The sequence below is a fragment of the Staphylococcus sp. HMSC063A07 genome (assembly GCF_001836955.1).
Taxonomy (GTDB): Bacteria; Bacillota; Bacilli; order Staphylococcales; family Staphylococcaceae; genus Staphylococcus; species Staphylococcus lugdunensis.
The window spans coordinates 1-23,356 of sequence record NZ_KV830904.1 but is presented as its reverse complement, the minus strand read 5'-3'; the positions used below and the strand labels follow the sequence as shown (position 1 = coordinate 23,356).

Sequence of the window (23,356 nt, the reverse complement as noted above, 5' to 3'; positions counted from 1 at the left end):
GCACACTATACAAATTGTACTGAGATACTATATTATTTACACTGGTTATTAAAATAGTAAGGTCGATTATAATACATATAGAGACCGTCATTTGTATTTTGAATATATTTGAAGCGATTACTCCATGCAGTGCCTACTAAATATAAATCTATAAGACAGTATCCAATATGTATGCTGCTAATAAAAATAATTGAAGAATAAGCATAGAAGTTAAAAATAATAAGTAAAACAGCTGTTATTATAATAAGTGGAGCAATCATTGTGATTGTAAATTGATAAATATTCAAATATTTATCCGAAGTTTGACTGACGAGTAAACCTTTTTTATAGTCGAAGTGAATTCTATCGCCTTTTGACAAAATAAAGTACATCATTTTATGAATTAATTTATGCACGATTAACATAACTAAAAATCCAATTATGCCGAAAGTCACATTAATTAATATACTTTGTTCAATCACTTGAGTAAATGTAAACGCCCATTTATATGTCAGCAATATCATAAACATGATAACCACCAATTGAAGACAAACAAATCTGTATGGCTTTAATATACCGTTAGTTAAATCAATTTTGTGCATCACTTCGACCTCCTGTGCATTAAAGTCATCTATAGTATACAACTTTAATTCCATGCTCAAAAGGTTTTTTCAAAAAAGTAAGTTGACTGTAATATGAATTTAATAATCCAGTCAAATACTTAAAAAGTAACACAAATAGAAAATTATTATTTTACAAAGTATTTACCAATTATTCTATTTATGCTGTTTCTTTTTAAATAAAGCAACCGTCTCAATATGTGTGGTTTGTGGAAACATGTCTACGGGTGTAATTTCTTTTAAATCATATTGCGTAGCTAACATATGTGCGTCACGCTGTTGTGTGGATGGATTGCATGAAATATAAACAATTCGTTCAGGATTTAAATCAAGCAATGTTTGAATAAATTGCGCCTCACACCCTTTTCTAGGCGGATCTACCATTACAACATCTGGTTGGATACCCTCACGTTGCCAATCCATAATGACGTCTTCCGCTTTACCACACACAAATGTAGTGTTGTGTAAATCATTAACTAGTGCATTTTGGCGCGCATCTTTAATTGCAGAGGGTACTACTTCAACTCCATAGACATGTTTGGCTACAGGTGCCATATATAAGCCAATTGTACCTATACCACAATACGTATCAAGTACAATTTCTTGCCCATCTAATTGCGCATAATCAATAGCCTTTTGATATAGCTTTTCAGTTTGGCTAGAATTAATTTGATAAAATGATTGATCACTAATTTTAAACGTAATATCACTTAATTGATCAACGATCTTGTCTTTCCCATATAAAGTCGCCGACTGCTGACCCATAATTACATTGGAATGACTATTGTTAATATTTTGTTTGATACTCGTAATGTTCGGAAAAGCTTGTTTTAACTGTTCCACCAGCATATTGGCGTGTTTAAATTTAGAACCATTCGTTACAAAGATTACCATGATTTCATCTGTATAATGCCCAGTGCGTATCACCAAGTGTCGTAAAACGCCTTTCTTAGTCCGCTCGTTATAAATACTGATATGATATTCATTTATCCATTTTTTAACATGATTCATAATATCTTGGTGTTGCTTATCTTGGATAAGGCAACTATCCATATCGATAATATCATGGCTTCTTTGACGGTAATAGCCCATAATTTTATGGTTCATTTTATCTTGACCAATTGGTACTTGCGACTTATTTCGATAGCGCCAAGGATTATCCATTCCAATAGTGTCATTGATTACTGTATCAGTAAATTGCCCTTTTCTATGAAAAAGATTAACAACTTGTTCTTTCTTCATTGCAAGTTGCGCTTCATAACTCATATGCTGTAATTGACACCCTCCACATTTCCAATAATAAACACAAGGAGGGTCAACTCTATGATGACTCGCTTTATTTACCTCAAGTAATTTACCTATTGCAAAATTCTTCTTTACTTTAATAACTTTATACTTAATTTCTTCATTTATTAAGACATTAGGAATAAATATTGGATAACGATCAATTTTCACTACGCCATGCCCTTCGTGTGTTAAATCAATGACGTTACCGATTCTAATGTCATTTTTGTTTATTTCTTCCACATCTTCACCCCACATGAAAAAGAGGTTTAAGTCGTTTAATATAGATGTGTGGCTTACACCCTATGTCCACAAACTAGACCTCAACCTCTTCAACTAACTATTCAACCTTATTATTTTCATTATCGTTAAATGTTTCCCTAGTTGTTGTTTGATTATCATTAATACTACTTTTAACTTGTTGATCTGCCGTCAATTCTTCATTATGTATGTCTTTTGGCGTAAACACTTCAATATGGCGTTTTAAATTTAGAAAATTGGCTGGCAATTTTCCACCATATTCACCATCCACATTTAATTGCATCTCAGTAAATGAAGAAATATTGACTGATTTAGCTTTTTTATAAATAACTTTCGGATGTTTGGTATGTTCCCCACGTGAAGCAAGTGTCATAATGTGCCCTAATTCTGCTAAATTAGCCTTTTCAACAATAATTAAAGTGAAATAACCATCATCTAACTTAGCATCAGGAACAAGTTTTTCGAATCCTGCCATTGAATTGGTTAAACCTAACAAAAATAACAGTGTTTCTCCTTGAAAGACTTCATCATCATATTCAATTCTTATATCTACAGCATTCATCTGCGGAAGCATTTCAAAACCTTTAATGTAATATGCAAAAGGCCCAACTATGGATTTTAGCTTACTTGGTGTTTCATATGACACTTGAGTAATTTTTCCGCCAGCAGCTAAATTAATAAAGTAGCGGTTGTTCATTTTCCCTATATCTACTTTTGTAGTATGTCCATTTATGATTACATCTAATGCTCCCATGATATCATTTGGTAAATGTAAAGCTCGACCAAAATCATTAACCGTACCCATAGGAATAATACCTAACTTTGGTCTGTTTGGTTGTTCTGCAATCCCGTTGACAACCTCATTCAATGTACCATCCCCACCAGCAGCAATAATCATATCATAGTTACACGCTAACGCACGTTCAGCTTCAAGTGTCGCATCACCTACACGTTCTGTAGCATAAGCGCTCGTTTCATAGCCAGCACGTTCTAATTTAATTAATACATCTGGTAACGTTCTTTTAAATAATTCTTTACCTGATGTAGGATTATAAATTATTCTTGCACGTTTTCTCATAGTTTATCCCTCTACTTTTTATACTCATACTTTATATTAAATGATTTATTCAGGAGTTAAAAGTATTTATGTCTAACATCGTAAATATTATTAATTTTAAATTGACTTTATTGACCAAATATTAAGTTTTCATTTATTTAACTTTACAATAGATTAAGAACGCATAATGCTTAGTAAGACATTATGCGTTCTCATACTCTTTCTTATATTATAAAGGTGGCCGCTTCACATATTCATATTATAGCTATTGCATAAATCTATGAATATTACTTCACATGTTTGTGAAAATAATATTAGCGTTGATCTAATTGTTGTTTCAATAACTTATTGACAATTTGTGGATTCGCTTGGCCTTTTGAAGCTTTCATAATTTGACCAACTAAGTAGCCCATCGCTCTACCTTTACCATTTTTATAATCTTCAACTGATTGTGGATTATTATCTAATGCTTCATTAACAAATTTCAATAAAGTTGCTTCGTCTGAAATTTGCACTAAACCTTTGTCTTCCATGATTTGTTTTGCGTCTCCACCATTTTCAGCTAATTCAGGGAAAACTTTTTTCGCAATTTTACTGCTCATTGTGCCATCTTCAATAAGTTTAATCATACCTGCTAAGTTTTCAGGTGTTAACTTTGTTTCTTCTAAATCAACTTGATTTTTATTTAAATATTCATTTACGCCACCCATGAGCCAGTTAGATGTTAACTTCACATCTGCACCTTGTGCTACAGCACCTTCAAAGAAATCAGACATTTCTTTTGTAAGTGTTAACACGTGTGCATCATACTCTGGTAAACCTAATTCTTTGACATATTTTGCTTTACGTTCATCTGGTAGTTCAGGAATGGTTTGTCGTACACGTTCTTTCCATGCGTCATCAACATACAATGGAACGATATCCGGTTCTGGGAAGTAACGATAATCATCTGAACCTTCTTTAACACGCATTAATATTGTTTTACCTGTAGACTCATCAAAACGACGTGTCTCTTGTCCAATGACACCACCATTGAGCAATTCTTCTTCTTGACGTTTTTCTTCATATTCCAAACCTTTTCTAACATAGTTAAATGAGTTAAGGTTTTTTAATTCCGTTTTAGTACCGAATTCTTTTTGCCCATATGGGCGTAATGAAATATTGGCGTCACAACGTAATGAACCTTCTTCCATTTTACAATCTGACACACCTGTATATTGAATAATTGAACGTAATTTTTCCAAATACGCATAAGCTTCTTTTGGAGAGCGAATATCAGGCTCAGAAACTATTTCAATTAATGGCGTACCTTGGCGATTAAGATCGACTAATGAATAGCCGTCTTTGTGTGATAATTTACCAGCATCTTCTTCCATGTGTAAACGCGTAATGCCAATACGCTTTGTTTCTCCATCTACTTCAATATCAATATATCCATGTTCACCAATTGGTTCATCAAATTGTGAAATTTGATACGCTTTTGGATTATCTGGATAGAAATAGTTTTTACGATCAAATTTAGAATTTGTTGCAATATCCATGTTTAAAGCCGTTGATGCACGCATTGCCCAATCAACAGCACGTTTATTAACAACAGGTAAGACACCCGGATATCCTAAATCAATTACATTGGTATTTGAGTTTGGTTCTGCCCCAAAATGTGCGGGTGATGGAGAGAACATTTTAGAATCTGTTTTTAACTCAACGTGAACTTCAAGTCCGATAACTGTTTCAAAATGCATTATTTCCACTCCTTATAAATTTTCGTATGCGTCATGTAGGTTGTATTGTGTTTCATATTGATAAGCAACACGATATAACGTCTTTTCATCAAATGGTTTACCAATAAATTGTAAGCCAATTGGTCGTCCATTGGATTGTCCACAAGGAACAGAAATACCTGGTAAGCCAGCTAAGTTTACCGGTGTCGTTAATAAGTCATTTGCATACATTGTTAGTGGATCATCTAGTTCATCACCTAAATTGAAAGCAGTTGTTGGCGCAGTAGGACCCAAAATAACATCATAATCTTCAAATACTCTATCAAAATCATTTTTAATTAATGTTCTTACTTTTTGCGATTTTTTATAATATGCATCGTAATATCCAGAACTTAATGCAAAAGTCCCAAGGAAAATACGACGTTTTACTTCAGCACCAAAACCTTCGGAACGAGACATTTTATATAGCTCTTCTAATGTTTGCGCTTCTTTTGAGTGATAACCATAGCGGATACCATCAAAACGAGCCAAGTTAGCTGATGCTTCTGAAGATGCGATAACATAATATGAAGGAATACCATATTTTGTATTAGGTAATGATACTTCTTCTACTTCAGCACCTAATGATTTAAGTGTTTCTACAGCATTTTTAACTGATGATTTAACATCTTCACTGACACCTTCTCCTAAATACTCTTTAGGTAACGCTACTTTAAGACCTTTTATATCTTTTCCAATGTCTGAAGTGAAATCAACATCATCTACAGGCGCACTAGTTGAATCGTGTGCATCAACGCCTGAAATAGCTTCTAGCACGAGGGCATTATCTTTAACATTACGCGTAATAGGTCCAATTTGATCTAATGATGAAGCGAATGCTACTAAACCAAAACGAGATACTCGACCATAAGTAGGTTTCATACCAACTACGCCACAATATGCTGCTGGTTGTCTAATTGATCCCCCAGTATCAGAACCTAAACTAAATGGTACTAAGCCTGCTGCTACAGCCGCAGCAGAACCACCTGATGATCCACCCGGTACGGCCGTGTGATCAAAGGGATTGACCGTTTTTTTGAAGTAAGACGTTTCGGTTGAACCTCCCATAGCAAATTCATCCATGTTTAATTTACCGATTAATACTGCATTTTCATGCTTTAATTTATTCATTACTGTTGATTCATAAATTGGAACAAATCCTTCTAACATCTTGCTAGCACAAGTTGTTTCTACACCTTCAGTAATAATATTATCTTTAATCCCCATTGGTATACCGAAGAGCTTTCCATCCATTTGGTCTTTATCTTGTAAATGATCTAATTCTTGTGCTTTCTTAACTGCATTTTCTTTATCTAAAGTTAAAAACGATTTAATCGTTGGATCTGTCTCTTCAATTGCATCATAAATATCTTTAACAATATCTGATGGTTTAACTTTTTTATCTTTAATTAATTGTTGTAGATTCTCAATTGATTCATATCGAATACTCATCTTAAGCGTCCTCCTCATTCATGATGGCTGGAACTTTAAACTGACCATCTTCTGTTTCTTTTGCATTTTTTAATGCAAGTTCTTGAGGAATACCCTCTTGAGCTTTATCTTCACGTAACACATTTTGTAAATCTAAAACGTGATATGTTGGCTCAACACCTTCAGTAGCTGCACTATCATTTTGTTTTGCAAAATCTAAAATACTTTCAAGCGTTGTTGCCATTTCTTCAGTTTCTTCAGGAGAAATTTGAAGTCTTGCTAAGTTAGCGATATGTTCAACTTCTTCGCGTGTTACCTTTGTCATTAAATTAAAAGCCTCCTTATTACTCATTCATCATAAAATTGTATCAAATTTCGACACAAAAATCTAAATATTTATTACATTACACGGGAGCAAGACAAAAATCTTATTTTATAATAAAGCTTTCGGTGCCACAGCCCAACTTACTTTAGTTTAAGGCTATTAAATTAAAAAACTATATAGACCGTTAGTATTAGGATTAATCTGGATTTAAGAAATTGATTTAAGTACATTCTTAACATAAATAACTATTGAAAAATGTAACGTTCGGTAATGTGTGAATTAGCTCAGCAATACATCATTATCCCTTTTATGTCTAAAAGCATTAAAATAATGTTACTCATTTATGATATTTATGCCATTATCCTAGTTACATATACAAAATCCAGAATTTTAATAGCATAGTATTCATTAATTTAAAAATTCTGAATATAAAATCTATACTTAAAATACCTTATTAAAAACTTATATTCCTTAAAAATTTAGAAGGCATAAAATTTATCTTCTCTATCTCATTCATCATATTGTATAATATTACATGTAACTAAAAATAAAGGGGGTTCTTCATATGTTATTATTGGGTTCTACATTGCAAAATCAAGTGCAAACAGACTGGCAAACGTATATTATGATTGCCATTTACTTTATTATTTTACTGATTATCGGATATTATGGCTACAGACAAGCAACAGATAATATTAGTGAATACATGTTGGGTGGTCGAAACATTGGCCCTTACATAACTGCATTATCCGCAGGTGCTTCAGATATGAGTGGCTGGATGATTATGGGACTTCCAGGTTCTGTCTATAGCACTGGATTATCTGCTATTTGGATAACAATCGGACTAACACTTGGCGCTTATCTTAATTATATTATTGTTGCACCGAGGCTTAGAGTTTATACCGAAATAGCTGGGGACGCTATCACACTTCCAGATTTTTTTAAAAATAGATTAAATGATAAAAATAACATCCTAAAAATAACATCCTAAAAATATTCTCTGGTTTAATCATCGTTATATTTTTCACATTATACACGCATTCCGGATTTGTTTCTGGTGGCAAACTGTTTGAAAGTGCTTTTGGACTAAATTATCATATCGGTTTGCTTCTAGTAGCCGTCATTGTTATTGCTTACACGTTTTTCGGAGGATATCTAGCGGTATCAATTACTGATTTTTTCCAAGGCGTTATTATGCTAATTGCAATGGTCATGGTACCAATTGTTGCTATGATGCAACTTAATGGATGGGATACTTTCAATCGTGTTGCTGAAATGAAACCAACAAATTTAGACTTATTTCGTGGAACAACAACTTTAGGAATTATTTCCCTTTTTGCTTGGGGATTAGGATACTTTGGTCAACCACATATTATCGTACGTTTTATGTCAATAAAATCACATCAATTGCTTCCTAAAGCACGTCGCCTAGGAATTAGTTGGATGGCTGTTGGTTTATTAGGCGCTGTCGGTGTGGGGTTAACAGGTATTGCTTTTATTTCTGATAATCATATCAAAATGGAAGATCCAGAAACACTATTTATCGTCATGAGTCAAATTTTATTTCATCCACTTGTTGGTGGCTTTTTATTAGCTGCAATTTTAGCGGCGATTATGAGCACCATTTCATCTCAATTATTAGTTACTTCTAGTTCACTAACAGAGGATTTTTATAAATTAATTCGTGGGGAGAAACATGCTGCTGAGCATCAACGAGAGTTTGTTCTTGTAGGTAGATTATCGGTACTAATTGTCGCAATTGTGGCATTAGCAATTGCATGGTCTCCAAATGATACAATTCTTAATTTAGTTGGAAATGCTTGGGCCGGTTTCGGTGCTGCCTTTAGTCCTTTAGTGTTATATTCTCTTTATTGGAAAAACTTAACGCGTACCGGCGCACTAAGTGGCATGATTGCTGGTGCGGTAGTCGTTATTATTTGGATTGTATGGATCAAACCTTTGGCAACAATCAATGAAATTTTCGGTATATACGAAATTATCCCTGGATTCTTAACTAGCGTTATAGTAACTTATGTTGTCAGTTTATTAACACAGAAACCTGGAGATTTTGTCAATAAAGATATTGAAAAAGTCAAAACCATAATCCGTAAAAAGTAAATGTAAAACATTTGCGCGTTATATTTAAATGTAAAGATAATATAAGACTTACAATTTCATCTTGGATATGCTGAATTATTTGTGTCTAATGACATCAATTGCATCTTTTTCATCATGTTGTTCATTGTGGCTTGCTAGTCAAATATTATCTAGCATGGAGTAATGCAATTGTAATATCACGATATAATTAATACCGCATCATTTATTTAGCATATGATTTTTTAATTTAATTAAACACACCCTAAAAGGTAAACGTTAGTCTAACTTTTAGAGTGTGTTTTTCACTAGATAATTTAACACTATTGTTGATATAATTCCATAAATTGTGGCGCCTATTCTTTAAAATAATCAGGCATCTTTAACTTCGTCTCTTGATTAACATCATGATATATCTCAATTGTAAATTCTGCTGGAGACATAAAGTAAAATGTATAAGCATTATGCGTATAGGTTGGTTCTTCAGAAGCATAACCATCTTTCGTAAGTCGTTCATACATCGCATCGACATCTTCAATACTTTTTTGCGGAAAACCAATGTACAATTCTTTAGGATATTTAAAATCATCGCCATAAATCAAATTAAAGACAAAATGATTTTCATCATGCATAGCCACGAACTGTTTACCCGCGTTAACAAAACATGTCATATCGAAATATTTTTCGAAAAATGTTTTAGCCTTTTGTACATCTCTAACTACCATGTTTAAATGTTTTAATTCCATAAAACCCAACCTATCTCATTAAATTTATTTAATACAATGTGAAATAATAACCATTAAAGTTATTCACTTAATAATGGTGTATTTGATTCATTTCCCTAAACTTATTTAAATAAACAAAAGGCGGATATGAACTAATATAAGTCCTTCCGCCTTTAAAAAAGTTTCTAGTTATTATAAATATGCACTTGTGGCTCTTTGTCATCTTTTGATTTACTGATTAAAGCTCTTGAAGTATTACCGTCTTTAATACGTATTTCGTAACTATCGATGTTATCAAAATATTTATTAGCTTGTTCAGTAACATATTGAGTGATTGCAATCGTTTCAGCTTGCCCATAATAATCTATAGGTAAATCTACTGTAAGTTGACGTGGTTTTTTATCTACAAATTTCACTTTACCTGCTGCTTGAGTAAAGTTTGTAAAATATGACTGTAAATTATTATTAAATTGCTTAAAGTTATTGTTTAATGTCTCGTTTAACTTATCTGCATCATCTGAAGGCAATAAGACTGTTTTTTCATTAATGGACTTCCAATGATTGATCGTAGTTTGACCATCATCTGCAGTTGTTTGTGCGATAAAGCTTCCCGGAGAAATAGAGTCTTGACCAGATTGTTTATAGATAGCAAAATGAATCGGTATATCTTTCAAGTCTTCGTTTGCACGTAAACGAGATAGTATTTCAGATGCCATGGATTTACCTTGTTTCTCAATTTCTTTGTCATCTAAATTTTCACTATATGTTTCTCCATCTTTTTCCTTTTGGTAATAATAAACACTATTCATTGCTAGTCCAATAGTCATTCCTTTAATATTTGAACCTTTTTTATCCCTGTTGCCATAAAAATCTTGTTCTAGTATATTCGATAAATATGCAGGAGATTTTTTAGCAATTTTAGCTTTATCTGTTTCTCCATGATGTGATGGATTAAGGCCTAAATTCTCATTTGCATTTTTATCCTTTTGTTCGCTTTCACTCATTTTGTCAATTTCATCTTTAGTAAATTTAGGCTCAAGATATGCATTAATTGTAGACTTCGATAGATATTGACCATCTTGGTATAAATACTTGTCAGTTGAAAAGACGTCTTTGCTTAAATTCAACAGCCCTCTCTCAAAATCTTCTCCATTATATCCATTCGTCATATTATCCTGTAAAATACCACGCGCTTTGCTTTCTTTAAATGGGAGTAAGGTACGATAGTTATCACCCTGTACATCTTTATCAGTCGCAATTTGATTCGCACTGTTTGGATGATCGGCTGATTTATCTTTTCTATCATCTTGATTACCGTTACTACAAGCCGCTAATATAAATAATACTGAAATCAATAAAATTATTGTCCGCTTCATCGCCGTTCTCCTCTACTCCATTATTTCCGTTTGCTTGCTAATAAAGTCACTTTCTGACCAAATTTCAGTACCAAACTTCTGTGCTTTTGTTAATTTAGACCCTGCATCTTCACCTGCAATAACTAAATCTGTGTTTTTAGTTACACTATTGGTCACTTTTGCACCTTGTAACTGAAGCCAATCAGCCGCTTCTTTACGAGTCATCTGTTCTAGTTTGCCCGTTAATACAATTGTTTTATCTTGAAACTCTGGGTGACCAGCTAATTCTGAAATCTTTACCCCTTTAAAAGTCATATTAACATCTTTGTTAGCTAATTTAGAAATCAATGATTGAATATCTTCATTTTCTAAGTATGTGACGACAGATTGCGCAAGTTTGTCACCAATATCATGAATGCTTATAAGTTCATCTTCGGTAACAGTTAACAAACGTTCTATCGTCTCGTATTTTTCAGCCAAAACATAACTTGCTTTGGCACCTAAATGACGAATACCAAGACCAAAAAGTAAATGTTCTAAAGAATTAGATTTAGCTTTGTCGATAGCTTGTAATAGATTCTCTACTTTCTTTTTACCCATGCGTTCTAAGGGTAATAAATCTTCTTCAGTTAAATAGAAAATATCTGCAACATCTTTAATCAATTCATGCTGATAGAGTTGCTGGATGATTTTCGTTCCTAAACCATCAATATTCATAGCTTGTCTAGATACGAAATGAATAAGTCCTTCAACCAGTTGAGCCTGGCATTTTGGATTGATGCAGCGTAAAGCTACTTCACCTTCAATTCTTACTAACTTATGTCCGCAGCTAGGACAATGCGTTGGCATATGATACGTTTCGGCATCATTGGGGCGCCGCTCGATAATACTTTTTACCACTTCTGGAATAATGTCTCCTGCTTTTTTCACAACAACACTATCTCCAATGCGAATATCACGCTCATGTATTAAATCTTCATTATGCAATGATGCACGTGAAACTGTGGTTCCGGCCACTTTAACTGGTTCTAGAATAGCCGTAGGTGTTACTACTCCGGTTCTTCCTATGCTTAATTCAATGTCTAACAGCCGTGTAACTACTTCTTCAGCAGGAAATTTATATGCAATTGCCCATCTAGGCGATTTTTGCGTGTAACCCATCTCTTCTTGTTGTGCTAAATCATTAACTTTAATCACGATACCATCAATATCATAAGCTAATGATTCACGTTTCGCAGTCCATTTTTCAATGTACGCCAATACACCATCAATATCACTCACACACTCACGTTCTTTATTCGTTTTGAAGCCTAAGCGATCCAGTTCATCCAAAGCATCACTTTGAGTTGTTGCATTAAAATCAGAGAAATCATTGACACTATATAAAAATACACTTAACTTTCGTTTAGCTGCCAACTTTGAATCTAATTGCCGCAACGAGCCTGCAGCAGCGTTTCTTGGATTTGCAAACGGTTGTTCGTTATTTTTCTCTTTTTGTTTATTTAAGGACATAAATGAAGCTCTAGGCATATATGCTTCACCACGTACTTCGAAGTTTAATGGCTCTTTTAATTTCAAAGGGATAGCATGGATCGTTCTTAAATTTTCAGTAATATCTTCTCCAGTCGTACCGTCTCCACGCGTCAATCCTTGCACAAATTTTCCGTTTTCATATTTTAAAGATACTGCTAAACCGTCAATTTTCAGCTCACACATATATTCTACCTCACCTATGTGATCACGAATGCGTTGATCAAAACGCTTTAAATCCTCTTCATTAAAGGCATTACCTAAACTAAGCATTGGTGTATCATGTCTAACCTTTTCGAATGAAGATTGGGCTTCACCGCCAACACGCACCGTTGGAGAATCAGTCGTTTTATACTCAGGATGATCCGCTTCAATTTGGATTAATTCATGAAGAAGCTTATCATATTCGCTGTCAGGAACAGAGGGGTTATCCTGAACATAATATTCATAACTATATTGATTTAATAAATCATGTAATTCATTAACACGATGTTGCAAATTATCCATGATTTAATCCTCCTTTTTTTCAATCGGTGCAAATTGAGCTAACAAGCGTTTAGGACCTTGTGACTTAAATATAATATCTAATTCTACAGAGCCATTTTTCTCATTAACATGACTAACCATACCTTCGCCCCATGCTTTGTGTATGACCTTATCTCCAACATGCCAATCCGATGACTTAACCTCTCTCTTAGGAGAAGTAACTCGTTTACTATAGCCACGTTTTACCATAGATTTTGACTTAGGTGCAATGGTTTGACGTTTATCTAGGTTTGGTAATTCTAATAAATCTTCAGGTATTTCTTCTAGGAAACGGGATGGCATATTAGATTGTGAGCGTCCGAACAGCATTCTACTTGTAGCTCTAGTAATATAAAGCTGCTCTTCTGCACGTGTTATAGCCACATAACAAATTCGTCGTTCTTCTTGCATGTCATGATCATCATCGCTTTTAATCGCTCTAATATGAGGGAATAATGATTCTTCCATTCCCATTAAAAATACAATAGGAAATTCAAGACCTTTAGCCGAGTGCATTGTCATCATTGTTACGCCATCATCAATTTGTGCTTCATCAATATCTGCTACTAATGATAAATCTGTTAAGAAATTAATTAAAGATTGTTCTTCAAGTGGCGTATTTTCTTCATAGTCTTTAGGCACTGACATAAATTCATCAAGGTTTTCCAAACGACTGCGTGATTCTATCGTTTGCTCTCGTTCTAACATAGCGCGATAACCTGTTTTTTCTAATATTTCTTCTACAATTTCACTGATTTCTAAAAATTCTTGTTCTTTAATCAAATTCTGTAATAAATCATAAAACTGTATACATCCTTGTGTTACTTTTTTAGAAAGTCCGATAAAGTCCGCTTCTGATAATGCATCAAACATACTGATATTATTTTGTAATGCATATGCCTGAATTTTCTCAACAGAAGATGGTCCTATACCTCTTTTTGGAACATTGATAATACGTTGTAAACTAATATCATCATTACTATTTGCTACGATTCTCAAATAACTAAGTAAATCTTTAATTTCCTTTCTGTCATAGAACTTTTGACCACCAACCATAGTATAAGGAATATTTGATTTCATAAATGTTTCTTCTAGGACACGTGACTGTGCATTTGTACGATATAAAATTGCAATGTCGCCATAGCTTTTGCCATTGCGCTGATGTTTCATGACTTCGCGCACGACATATTCTGCTTCATCTCGCTCGGTCATGGCCTCATAATACTTAATTTTTTCACCATTGGTATTGGCTGTCCAAAGTCCTTTAGGCTTTCGTTCAGTATTATTTTTAATCACTTCATTTGCTGCATTAAGTATTGTTTTCGTTGAACGATAATTTTGTTCTAAATAGATGCTTTTAGCTTCAGGATAGTCTTCTTCAAAAGATAATATATTTTGAATATCTGCGCCACGCCAACCATAAATTGATTGGTCTGAATCACCTACTACACATAAATTTTTAAATTTACTGGCTAACATTTTCACTAATGTATATTGAGCTTTATTGGTATCTTGATATTCATCTACATGGATATATTGAAATTTATTTTGATAATATTCTAATGCATCTGGAACACGCTCAAATAACCGGATTGTAGTCATAATTAAATCATCAAAATCAAGTGCTTCATTACGAGATAATTGTCGTTGATAACCACTATAAACAGTAGCAATCATCTGTTCGTGATAATTATTCGCTTCTTTTTGAGCATCGTCGGGTGTCTTTAATTCATTTTTTAAATTACTTATTGCTGATATAAACATACGTGGTTCAAATTTTTTACTATCAATATTTTCATTTTTTAATACATCTTTAATGACTGATTTTTGATCTGTCGGGTCTATTATAGTAAAATTTCGTTCGATGCCAATGCGATCAGCATCTCTACGTAAAATTTTGACACACATCGAATGAAATGTTGACATCCAGATAACTGATGCTTCTTCACCGACTAATTGTTCAACACGTTGCTTCATTTCTTTAGCTGCTTTATTGGTAAACGTAATTGCTAGTATGTTATATGGCGAAACACCTTTTTCATTTAATAAATATGCAATTCTATGCGTAAGCACTCTTGTTTTACCTGAGCCAGCACCAGCCATAATCAAAAGTGGCCCTTCTGTCGTTCTCACGGCTTCGCTTTGTTCGTCGTTCATATTTGCAACTAATGAATTCATTACTGAAACTCCTTCTTAATTTTTACTGTTTTCAATGCTTGCTTAATATCTGTATAGATTAAATCTCCAACCACAATTGTATGCGCATAATTGGCCATTTGCTGTGCTTCTGACAACGTAGATATACCGCCACCATAAAATAATTGCGTGCTAGTCAAGGTTTCAGCTACTGACTTAACTTTTTCTACATCACCATAAATACCACTATATTCTATATACATGATTGGTAAATGATATAGCTGATCAACCATTTGAGCATAAGCAATGAGATCTTCTTCATTTAAAGCTGTTTGCGCTTGTGTTACTTCAGCTACTTTGCTTTCTGGATTAAGTACGATATAGCCTTCTAAAAACAGTTCATCAAAATTGATAACATGTCCATATTGTTTTAATGCCTTATGTAACATACCATTTTGATATTTAACATCTGCACTATTTAATACTGTAGGCACGAAATAAAAATCAAATCCTGGCATAACGCTATCAATATTGGAAATTTCTAACACTAAAGGAATAGGATATCTACGTACTCTACTCATTAAATGCAATACATTATCTTCTGTTACATTATCTGTGCCACCAATAATAATTGCGTCTGTGTTGGACATACAAATTGCATCTAAATCGCTGTCATTAATAACTTTTGCAGGGTCTAATTTAAATACATGGCGCCATTCTTTTAAATCATACATACAAGTATCTCCTTTTTTAACATACCTTAAATTATATCATTTTCTATTCTCATTTCTAAACTATTATGCCAAATAAATTCGATTATCATTACGTCAAACATGGCTGAGACAAAATCATTGTCCCAGCCATGTTGTAACACTATTCTTTTGTCTTAATATTTAATCGGTCAAGAATCATTGTATATGCATCATTACCCCATTGTAATGAGCGTTTTACACGTGAAATCGTTGCAGTTGATGCGCCCGATTCTTGCTCTATCGTTGCATAGGTATAACCCTGCTTTATCATTTTAGCTACTTGTAATCGCTGCGATAATGACTGTATTTCATTGACGGTGCATAAATCATCGAAGAATTGATAACACTCTTCTCTATTTTCAAGAGTGAGTATTGCATCAAATAATTCATCTAATGCTTTCCCACGTAATTTTTCAATTTGCATCGTTAACAACCCCTAGACTCATTTTCAATATTTAATCTCATTTTAACGTACTAAATGATTAAAGTGTAGTCAAATATACGCAAGAAGTTAAGGAGTTATTCTAAACCAGCACGATTAAAAATTGTATCCACTTGATTTAAATGGTGTTTTGGATCAAAGCATTCGTCTAATTCATCCTTAGATAATACATTTGTAATTGTTTCATCTTGTTCAATTAATTCGCGGAACGGTGTTTTCGTTTCCCATGATTCCATTGCTTTTGGCTGTACTTTATCATAAGCTTCTTCTCTTACCATTCCTTTATTGATAAGTGCTAATAATACACGTTGCGAATATATAAGACCAAATGTTTTATCAATATTATTTCTCATATTATCTTCATAAACAGTTAGTCTATCTACAATATTTGTAAAACGGTTAAGCGCATAATCTAATGCAATAGTAACATCAGGTAACATAATACGTTCAGCAGAAGAATGTGATATATCACGTTCATGCCATAAAGGTACATTTTCATATGCAGTTGTAATATAGCCTCTTATTACGCGAGATATGCCAGTGATATTTTCTGATCCGATTGGATTGCGTTTATGTGGCATAGCAGAAGAGCCTTTTTGTCCTTTGGCAAATGCTTCTTCAACTTCACGTGTTTCTGTTTTTTGTAAGTTTCTAATTTCTACTGCAAATTTTTCCATAGACGTAGCTATAAGCGCTAGCGTTGCAATATAATATGCGTGACGATCCCGTTGTAATGTTTGTGTTGAAACTGGCGCTGCATCAATACCTAAGTGCTTACACACATAGCTTTCAATTTCAGGAGGAATATTCGCAAATGTACCAACAGCACCGCTCATTTTCCCTACTTCAATTTCTTTGCGCACCTCTTTAAAGCGCTTTAAGTTACGTTTCATTTCCGTATACCATAGTGCCATTTTGATACCGAAAGTTGTAGGTTCAGCATGCACCCCATGTGTACGTCCCATCATTAAGGTATATTTGTATTTTTGAGCTTTTTCAGCTAGAACAGTTATAAATCGTTCTAAATCTTTTTCAATGATATCATTGGCTTGTTTAATGACGTAACTTAACGCTGTATCTACGACATCAGTTGAAGTGAGTCCATAATGCACCCATTTTCTTTCTTCTCCAAGTGTTTCTGAAACTTGTCTTGTAAAGGCAACAACATCATGACGTGTTTGTTCCTCTATTTCTTTAGCCCGATTGACATCTACTTTTGCATTTTGGCGAATTTTTTTAACATCGTCTTTAGGAATATATCCTAATTCACTCCATGCTTCACAAGCTAAAATTTCTACTTCTAACCATGCTTCGTAACGATTTTGATCTGTCCATATCTTTGACATTTCTTCTCTTGAATAGCGCTCTATCATTTTTTTAACTCCTATCACTAGTAATTTGATGAATGACTTACATTAAAACTGTACAATAATACGAAATAAAACGAAAAAGTTCGTTTTTTAATCACTTCAACCTTAGCTTATCAAAATTTCAAGTAAATGTATAAAGTTTTTCCTTACTTTCATATTCTATGATAATCTGAATACGAAAACAATTACTATCAACATTTTTACCACAAAAAAAGGAGCCGGACAGAATTCATTATGAATTCGTATTCCCGCCCCGATATGGTTGACTAGAATTGAAAAAAGCTTGGTATCAGCGTGTTTTCAATCAAGCCAACTACTGCAAATATATAGTTGATAGCCTAAATTATAAAGATGTTCCAAACTGTTTATCTTAATAGAACTAATCTGTATTCAATTTCTTTCCTATAAAAATGACTTCCTGTTTTAATACTTCTATGCTACCGTCAGCAAGCTCTTGAAATATAGGCTTTTCAATTCGACGTATTGGTATATATCCGTCAGAGCGCATGCGTTGTATACATTCAGTTATTGTTTCATTGTCATTTACTTGGAATTTCATAATCCACAACACTTTCTAATTCTTCAGGTTCATAAGCTGCTAACTTACGTTTACGTACACCTTTCGTCCAGAAACCACCATGTATATTTCTAGGCTCATATGCAATAATAAATGCTTTAGGATCTAGATTTTTTATGGTATCCATTAATTTAAGCTCATATTTGCGTGGAGTTAATATTTGCATCACCATACGACTGCCATCGCGTCCAAAAGCTGCGTAGTGTGTCACACCATAGCCTAAATTTCGCAATTCATTCGGCAAATCATGTTCGTATTCACCAGAGGTTACATTAACTACAACATAACCTAGCGCTAACTTTTCTTCTATTTTCATACCAACGATAATTCCAACAGAAAAGCCCAGCGCATATGCAAAAATGTTTTGTATTTGATCTAAACTTGACATTACTAATCCTAAACCTACGACATAGACTAATACTTCTAAAAAGCTCACGACTGCAGCAACATATCGATATCCTTTTAGTGTTAGAATCGTCCTCATGGTTAGGAATGTCACATAGCACACATTAATAATAAAAATAGCAAATACCATGAGCCATGGGTTTTGTGCAATTGCAGACATAAAATTCCTCTTTTCATTCATCAAATCCAGATTATTTTATCAGCCAAACTGATTTTTGTCACTAGTTTTTTATTAACTTTCAGTATTCATATCACTTTTGGGCCAGCTATATCGTGTATAAGCCAGTTCTCTTTTATGAGCATTTCTAATATAATGACGTTCAATTGTTTGACGAGCTGCCTCAGATACACCTTTTCCTTCTAAATAATCATCTATATCATTATAAGTTACACCTAACGCTTCTTCGTCTGGTAATTGCGGTTTATCATCTTCTAAATCAGCAGTAGGAACCTTCTCATATAAATGTTTGGGTGCATGTAAGAAGACTAAGAGTTGGCGTCCTTGACGTTTATTCAAACCGAAAATTGGCGCAATATCTGCAGCACCATCACCATATTTAGTAAAAAAGCCGGTAATATTTTCCGCAGAATGATCCGTACCAACAACAATGCCTTGCGTATGAGATGCGATGGAAAACTGTACTTTCATGCGCTCTCTTGCCTTTTCATTGCCTTTTTGAAAATCTGTTAACTTGATACCCGCTTCTTGTAGAGAAGTAACACTTTGATCTACAGCAGGCTTGATATTTACAGTCACTACTTTATCAGGTTGAATAAACGCGATTGCATCGTCAACTTCAGCTGCATCTTTTTGCACACCATACGGTAATTTAACCGCAATAAATTCGCATTTACGACCTTCTGCGTTTAATTCATCTACAGCTAGCTGTGCGAGTTTACCAGTTAACGTTGAATCCTGTCCACCAGATATGCCAAGAACTAAACTTTTGATGAATGAATGTGATAGTACATAATTTTTAATAAATGACTTAATACTTTCAATTTCTTCTGCTTCATTAATCTCTTTTTTAACTTTCATTTCCTTAACAATGATATCTTGTAACTTAGTCATTTTCTTCCTCCATCTCTTTCACGTGCTCAGCAACTTCAAATATACGTTTATGTTTATTTTCCCAACATGCTGTACTTAAATCAACGGGATACTCTTGGGGATTTAAATAACGTTTATTTTCATCCCACAATTGAGATAATGCTTTTGTTAAATAGGCTTGCGCCTCATCTTCAGAAGGTAAATCATAAACCAGTTTACCTTGTTCAAAGATTACATGGTGTAAATCAATAGCATCAAATGATTTAATATATTTCATCTTATAAGTATGAACCGGATGAAACATTTTTAATCGACTCTCATTATTAGGATTTTCGTGTTCTAACGTTATATAATCCCCTTCCGATTTCCCTGTTTTCTTATTAATGATGCGGTATACTTTTTTCTTACCAGGTGTCGTTACTTTTTCTGCATTATTAGATAATTTAATGCGATCAACGTATTGGCCTTCATTATTTTCAACGGCAACAAGTTTATATACCGCACCCAAAGCTGGCTGATCATAACCAGTGATTAATTTTGTACCTACACCCCAAGAATCTACACATGCACCTTGGGATTTCAAGCTCATAATAGTCTGTTCATCTAAATCGTTTGAAGCAATTATCTTAGCATTAGGAAAACCAGCTTCATCTAACATTCGACGTGCTTCTTTAGACAAGTAAGCAATATCGCCAGAATCTAAACGTATACCAACAAAATTAATCTTATCTCCTAATTCTTTAGCAACTTTAATCGCAGTTGGTACACCTGACTTCAATGTGTGAAATGTATCAACAAGAAAGACACAATCTTTATGTCGTTCAGCGTATTTTTTAAATGCCGTATATTCATCCCCATATGTTTGTACTAACGCATGCGCATGTGTACCTGAAACTGGCAAACCGAATAGCTTACCCGCACGCACGTTACTCGTTGAATTAAATCCTCCAATATAAGCAGCTCTAGCTCCCCACAAAGCAGCATCTAATTCTTGTGCACGTCTAGTTCCAAATTCCATTAATACATCGTTCGGGGCTACTTGACGAATACGACTGGCTTTCGTTGCAATTAAAGTGTGAAAATTGATGATATTCAGTAATTCTGTTTCCAACAATTGTGCTTGAATTAAAGGCGCTTCCACCCTTAACATGGGTTCATTTCCAAAGCAAAGCTCTCCTTCTTGCATCGCATGAATATGGCCAGTAAATCTTAATTGCTTTAAATATTCTAAAAAGTCATCCTGATAACCTATAGATGCAAGATAAGCAATGTCTGAATCTGTAAATTTAAAATTTTCCACAAACTGAATTACCCGTTTCAAACCATTAAATACTGCATAACCACTATCAAATGGCATATTTCTAAAATACAAATCAAAAACTGCCATTCGCTCATGTATGCCGTCATGCCAATAACTTTCTGCCATATTTATTTGATATAAATCATTATGCAACATTAAACTATCATCACTATATTGATACACAAGACTCTCTCCAATCGATCTTTTTATATATTTTATCATAATTCAAACATTCAGAATAATTTAGTTGTTTAATACATACTTTATGTGATCTGCTTTAAAAGACAAATTAGTGACAATGTAATCTTTTTTATGGCCTTTTAATAGCTCTCCATTATAATGGTGATGAGGTGAGCATATGTTAAGGGAAAAAGCCATACAATTTATCCAAACTATGTATAAAGAATTAAAATATTCACAAACTAAAATGAATGCTCGTATACTACAAATAGAGCAAGAAATTGAAGAATCTGGTATTTATACACATACATTAGAAGAATTAACGTATGGTGCCAAAATGGCATGGAGAAATTCAAATCGTTGTATCGGCCGACTATTTTGGGAATCGTTAAACGTTATTGATGCGAGAGATGTTCAAGATGAATCGTCCTTTATAAATTCAATCCATCAGCATTTATCTTTAGCAACAAATGGCGGAAAAATAAAACCTACAATTACTATTTTTTCAGCGGAAAACCCACCTAAAATTTTCAACAATCAAATCATTCGCTATGCTGGATACGATGACATGGGTGACCCTGCAGAACGAGACGTGACTCGTCTAGCACAACACTTAGGATGGCAAGGTAATCATACAGATTTTGATGTGTTACCATTAATCTTTCAAATTCCTGGGAAGCGTGTAACATATCATGAACTTCCTTCTGAACTTGTGAAAGAAGTTGATATTATACATGAGCATTACCCTAAATTAAAAGCACTTAATTTAAAATGGTATGCCGTTCCTATTATTTCAAATATGAACTTAGTTATCGGTGGCATCACATATACCTGCGCTCCTTTTAACGGCTGGTATATGGTCACTGAAATTGCAGTTCGAAATTTTACTGATTCTTATCGCTATAATTTATTAGAAAAAGTTGCAGATGCTTTCAATTTTGATACACTAAAAAATAATACATTCAACAAAGATCGGGCATTAGTTGAATTGAATTATGCGGTCTATCATTCATTCAAATCGCAAGGCGTTTCAATTGTTGATCACTTAACGGCTTCTAAACAGTTTGAACTTTTTCAACAAAAGGAAGCTCAAGCAGAACGCCAAGTGACTGGTAAGTGGTCCTGGCTGGCACCGCCATTATCGCCAACTTTAACTGATAACTATCACCATGGTTTTAATAATGAGATGAAAGATCCAAATTTCTATTATAAAAAGAACAAAACAACATCTTGCCCTTTCCATTAAACACGCTTATGGAGGTCAACTATGAAATTACATTATTTAGGTCCAAAGGGCACTTTTTCTTTTTTAGCAAGCCAACAAATCGTCTCAGAGCCATCAATTGATCGGTGTGCACAGTCCAACTTGCTTGAGGTTATTTTAGCTGTTGTAAATAATAAAGAAGATATGGGAATCGTTCCTATCGAAAATTCTATCGAAGGGACGATTAATATGGTTGCAGATGCACTAGCACAACAAGATATTTTTGCCCACGGGGAAATTATCATAAACATTCACTTTGGATTATATGCATTGCCCCATACATCACTTTCTGATATTTCTACCGTTTATTCGATTGCACCAGCGATTAGTCAAACACGTAACTTTATACACCAACATGGTTTTAATTACGATTATGTCGATAGTACTATTCAGAGTTTAGATAAAATTACATCGACGACTGCAGCAATTGCACCACTGGGCAGTGGAGAACGACTAGGATTTAAGGCCTTAGCATCAAATATTGAAGATTATCCGCATAACACAACACGCTTTTTAATCATCAAAAATCATAATCATTTTAAACCGTATACCAGTCAGACCATACTTGTTATAACACCTCAGTCCGATAAACCCGGCCTATTAGCCAGCATATTAAATACATTTGCATTATTTAATATTAATTTATCATGGATAGAATCACGACCTTTAAAAACAGAACTTGGAAAATATCGATTTTTTGTCCAAGCTGACAGAGGTTTAAATGATGAATTAAAAAAAGTGATTTCAATATTAGAAACATTAGACTTTAAAATTAAAATTATCGGTTCGTTTTCTAATTAAAAATAATTCTGAAATAGTTTCAATGGTATCATTTTGAAGAAAATAAGCCGGGAGCTTTTAGTAATTTTTTATAACGCACATCGTTGATTTAGTTTAGTGGTATTTATTAAATGATACGAAAGTGCCTTATTT

Annotated in this window: 19 protein-coding genes and 1 pseudogene; 3 read left to right on the top strand and 17 right to left on the bottom strand. The window is 33.8% G+C overall.

Annotation, left to right across the window (positions count from 1 at the left end):
• Positions 1 to 32: 32 nt before the first annotated feature.
• From HMPREF2597_RS01055 to gatC, 6 genes are all read right to left on the bottom strand, one after another.
• Positions 33 to 581, bottom strand: a complete 549-nt coding sequence (locus HMPREF2597_RS01055; RefSeq protein ID WP_002477951.1) for a DUF3267 domain-containing protein — start codon at positions 579 to 581, stop codon at positions 33 to 35.
• A gap of 174 nt (positions 582 to 755) precedes the next feature.
• Positions 756 to 2,141: a 23S rRNA (uracil(1939)-C(5))-methyltransferase RlmD gene (rlmD, locus tag HMPREF2597_RS01050; protein ID WP_002477950.1), complete on the bottom strand. Its 1,386-nt coding sequence runs from the start codon at positions 2,139 to 2,141 to the stop codon at positions 756 to 758.
• A gap of 82 nt (positions 2,142 to 2,223) precedes the next feature.
• Entirely contained in the window at positions 2,224 to 3,222 is a 999-nt protein-coding gene (locus HMPREF2597_RS01045) for a diacylglycerol kinase (protein ID WP_002477949.1), read from the bottom strand.
• A gap of 293 nt (positions 3,223 to 3,515) precedes the next feature.
• Positions 3,516 to 4,943 (bottom strand): Asp-tRNA(Asn)/Glu-tRNA(Gln) amidotransferase subunit GatB, encoded by a 1,428-nt coding sequence (gene gatB / locus HMPREF2597_RS01040; RefSeq protein WP_002477948.1) that lies wholly within the window; start codon positions 4,941 to 4,943, stop codon positions 3,516 to 3,518.
• Positions 4,944 to 4,955: 12 nt separating this feature from the next.
• On the bottom strand, positions 4,956 to 6,413 hold the full coding sequence (gene gatA / locus HMPREF2597_RS01035) for an Asp-tRNA(Asn)/Glu-tRNA(Gln) amidotransferase subunit GatA (protein WP_070817110.1): 1,458 nt from the start codon (positions 6,411 to 6,413) through the stop codon (positions 4,956 to 4,958).
• 1 nt (position 6,414) lies between these two features.
• Positions 6,415 to 6,717 carry an Asp-tRNA(Asn)/Glu-tRNA(Gln) amidotransferase subunit GatC gene (gatC, locus tag HMPREF2597_RS01030; protein WP_002477947.1) on the bottom strand — a complete coding sequence of 101 codons (303 nt, stop codon included), beginning with the start codon at positions 6,715 to 6,717 and terminating at the stop codon, positions 6,415 to 6,417.
• A 565-nt stretch (positions 6,718 to 7,282) separates the two neighbouring features.
• Here gatC and putP point away from each other — a divergent pair.
• Positions 7,283 to 8,835, top strand: a pseudogene (gene putP, locus HMPREF2597_RS01025) (sodium/proline symporter PutP).
• A gap of 332 nt (positions 8,836 to 9,167) precedes the next feature.
• Here the strand turns inward: putP and HMPREF2597_RS01020 are convergent.
• From HMPREF2597_RS01020 to HMPREF2597_RS00970, 11 genes are all read right to left on the bottom strand, one after another.
• Entirely contained in the window at positions 9,168 to 9,557 is a 390-nt protein-coding gene (locus HMPREF2597_RS01020; RefSeq protein ID WP_070817109.1) for a VOC family protein, read from the bottom strand.
• A 164-nt stretch (positions 9,558 to 9,721) separates the two neighbouring features.
• Positions 9,722 to 10,912, bottom strand: coding sequence for a CamS family sex pheromone protein (locus HMPREF2597_RS01015; RefSeq protein ID WP_002492732.1), 1,191 nt, complete (start codon positions 10,910 to 10,912; stop codon positions 9,722 to 9,724).
• A gap of 12 nt (positions 10,913 to 10,924) precedes the next feature.
• Entirely contained in the window at positions 10,925 to 12,928 is a 2,004-nt protein-coding gene (gene ligA / locus HMPREF2597_RS01010; protein WP_002477944.1) for an NAD-dependent DNA ligase LigA, read from the bottom strand.
• Positions 12,929 to 12,931: 3 nt separating this feature from the next.
• On the bottom strand, positions 12,932 to 15,124 hold the full coding sequence (gene pcrA, locus HMPREF2597_RS01005) for a DNA helicase PcrA (RefSeq protein WP_002477943.1): 2,193 nt from the start codon (positions 15,122 to 15,124) through the stop codon (positions 12,932 to 12,934).
• Positions 15,124 to 15,816, bottom strand: coding sequence for a heptaprenylglyceryl phosphate synthase (locus tag HMPREF2597_RS01000; RefSeq protein ID WP_002477942.1), 693 nt, complete (start codon positions 15,814 to 15,816; stop codon positions 15,124 to 15,126). Before HMPREF2597_RS01000 ends, pcrA begins: the two co-directional genes overlap by 1 nt.
• 139 nt (positions 15,817 to 15,955) lie before the next feature.
• Positions 15,956 to 16,258: a YerC/YecD family TrpR-related protein gene (locus tag HMPREF2597_RS00995; RefSeq protein WP_002461369.1), complete on the bottom strand. Its 303-nt coding sequence runs from the start codon at positions 16,256 to 16,258 to the stop codon at positions 15,956 to 15,958.
• 95 nt (positions 16,259 to 16,353) lie between these two features.
• Complete coding sequence (purB, locus tag HMPREF2597_RS00990) at positions 16,354 to 17,649, bottom strand: adenylosuccinate lyase (RefSeq protein WP_002477941.1); 1,296 nt, start codon at positions 17,647 to 17,649, stop codon at positions 16,354 to 16,356.
• A gap of 376 nt (positions 17,650 to 18,025) precedes the next feature.
• A complete protein-coding gene (locus tag HMPREF2597_RS00985; RefSeq protein ID WP_012990796.1) occupies positions 18,026 to 18,205 on the bottom strand; it encodes an NETI motif-containing protein in 180 nt (59 codons plus the stop codon).
• Positions 18,186 to 18,788, bottom strand: a complete 603-nt coding sequence (locus HMPREF2597_RS00980) for a DUF2179 domain-containing protein (protein WP_002477940.1) — start codon at positions 18,786 to 18,788, stop codon at positions 18,186 to 18,188. Before HMPREF2597_RS00980 ends, HMPREF2597_RS00985 begins: the two co-directional genes overlap by 20 nt.
• Positions 18,789 to 18,860: 72 nt before the next feature.
• Positions 18,861 to 19,700, bottom strand: coding sequence for an ammonia-dependent NAD(+) synthetase (gene nadE, locus HMPREF2597_RS00975; protein WP_002477939.1), 840 nt, complete (start codon positions 19,698 to 19,700; stop codon positions 18,861 to 18,863).
• The gene (locus HMPREF2597_RS00970; protein WP_002477938.1) at positions 19,693 to 21,162 is read right to left on the bottom strand and encodes a nicotinate phosphoribosyltransferase; all 1,470 of its coding nucleotides are present in this window, start codon (positions 21,160 to 21,162) and stop codon (positions 19,693 to 19,695) included. The genes nadE and HMPREF2597_RS00970 overlap by 8 nt, the downstream gene beginning before the upstream one ends.
• A 175-nt stretch (positions 21,163 to 21,337) precedes the next feature.
• Here HMPREF2597_RS00970 and HMPREF2597_RS00965 point away from each other — a divergent pair, with 175 nt between their 5' ends.
• Together HMPREF2597_RS00965 and HMPREF2597_RS00960 are read left to right on the top strand one after the other, a co-directional pair.
• Entirely contained in the window at positions 21,338 to 22,405 is a 1,068-nt protein-coding gene (locus tag HMPREF2597_RS00965; RefSeq protein WP_002477937.1) for a nitric oxide synthase oxygenase, read from the top strand.
• Between the two features lie 21 nt (positions 22,406 to 22,426).
• The gene (locus tag HMPREF2597_RS00960; RefSeq protein ID WP_002461379.1) at positions 22,427 to 23,224 is read left to right on the top strand and encodes a prephenate dehydratase; all 798 of its coding nucleotides are present in this window, start codon (positions 22,427 to 22,429) and stop codon (positions 23,222 to 23,224) included.
• Positions 23,225 to 23,356 lie beyond the last annotated feature (132 nt).

Excerpts from the sequence above, each read along its gene's own strand:
- HMPREF2597_RS00960 (WP_002461379.1), top strand. The coding sequence starts at position 22,427 with ATGAAATTACATTATTTAGGTCCAAAGGGCACTTTTTCTTTTTTAGCA.
- HMPREF2597_RS01000 (WP_002477942.1), bottom strand. The coding sequence starts at position 15,816 with ATGTATGATTTAAAAGAATGGCGCCATGTATTTAAATTAGACCCTGCA.
- pcrA (WP_002477943.1), bottom strand. The coding sequence starts at position 15,124 with ATGAATTCATTAGTTGCAAATATGAACGACGAACAAAGCGAAGCCGTG.
- purB (WP_002477941.1), bottom strand. The coding sequence starts at position 17,649 with ATGATAGAGCGCTATTCAAGAGAAGAAATGTCAAAGATATGGACAGAT.
- HMPREF2597_RS01055 (WP_002477951.1), bottom strand. The coding sequence starts at position 581 with ATGCACAAAATTGATTTAACTAACGGTATATTAAAGCCATACAGATTT.
- HMPREF2597_RS00985 (WP_012990796.1), bottom strand. The coding sequence starts at position 18,205 with ATGAAATTCCAAGTAAATGACAATGAAACAATAACTGAATGTATACAA.
- nadE (WP_002477939.1), bottom strand. The coding sequence starts at position 19,700 with ATGACTAAGTTACAAGATATCATTGTTAAGGAAATGAAAGTTAAAAAA.
- HMPREF2597_RS01015 (WP_002492732.1), bottom strand. The coding sequence starts at position 10,912 with ATGAAGCGGACAATAATTTTATTGATTTCAGTATTATTTATATTAGCG.
- gatA (WP_070817110.1), bottom strand. The coding sequence starts at position 6,413 with ATGAGTATTCGATATGAATCAATTGAGAATCTACAACAATTAATTAAA.
- ligA (WP_002477944.1), bottom strand. The coding sequence starts at position 12,928 with ATGGATAATTTGCAACATCGTGTTAATGAATTACATGATTTATTAAAT.
- gatC (WP_002477947.1), bottom strand. The coding sequence starts at position 6,717 with ATGACAAAGGTAACACGCGAAGAAGTTGAACATATCGCTAACTTAGCA.
- rlmD (WP_002477950.1), bottom strand. The coding sequence starts at position 2,141 with ATGTGGGGTGAAGATGTGGAAGAAATAAACAAAAATGACATTAGAATC.
- gatB (WP_002477948.1), bottom strand. The coding sequence starts at position 4,943 with ATGCATTTTGAAACAGTTATCGGACTTGAAGTTCACGTTGAGTTAAAA.
- HMPREF2597_RS00995 (WP_002461369.1), bottom strand. The coding sequence starts at position 16,258 with ATGCAAATTGAAAAATTACGTGGGAAAGCATTAGATGAATTATTTGAT.
- HMPREF2597_RS00980 (WP_002477940.1), bottom strand. The coding sequence starts at position 18,788 with ATGTCTGCAATTGCACAAAACCCATGGCTCATGGTATTTGCTATTTTT.
- HMPREF2597_RS00965 (WP_002477937.1), top strand. The coding sequence starts at position 21,338 with ATGTTAAGGGAAAAAGCCATACAATTTATCCAAACTATGTATAAAGAA.
- HMPREF2597_RS01045 (WP_002477949.1), bottom strand. The coding sequence starts at position 3,222 with ATGAGAAAACGTGCAAGAATAATTTATAATCCTACATCAGGTAAAGAA.
- HMPREF2597_RS01020 (WP_070817109.1), bottom strand. The coding sequence starts at position 9,557 with ATGGAATTAAAACATTTAAACATGGTAGTTAGAGATGTACAAAAGGCT.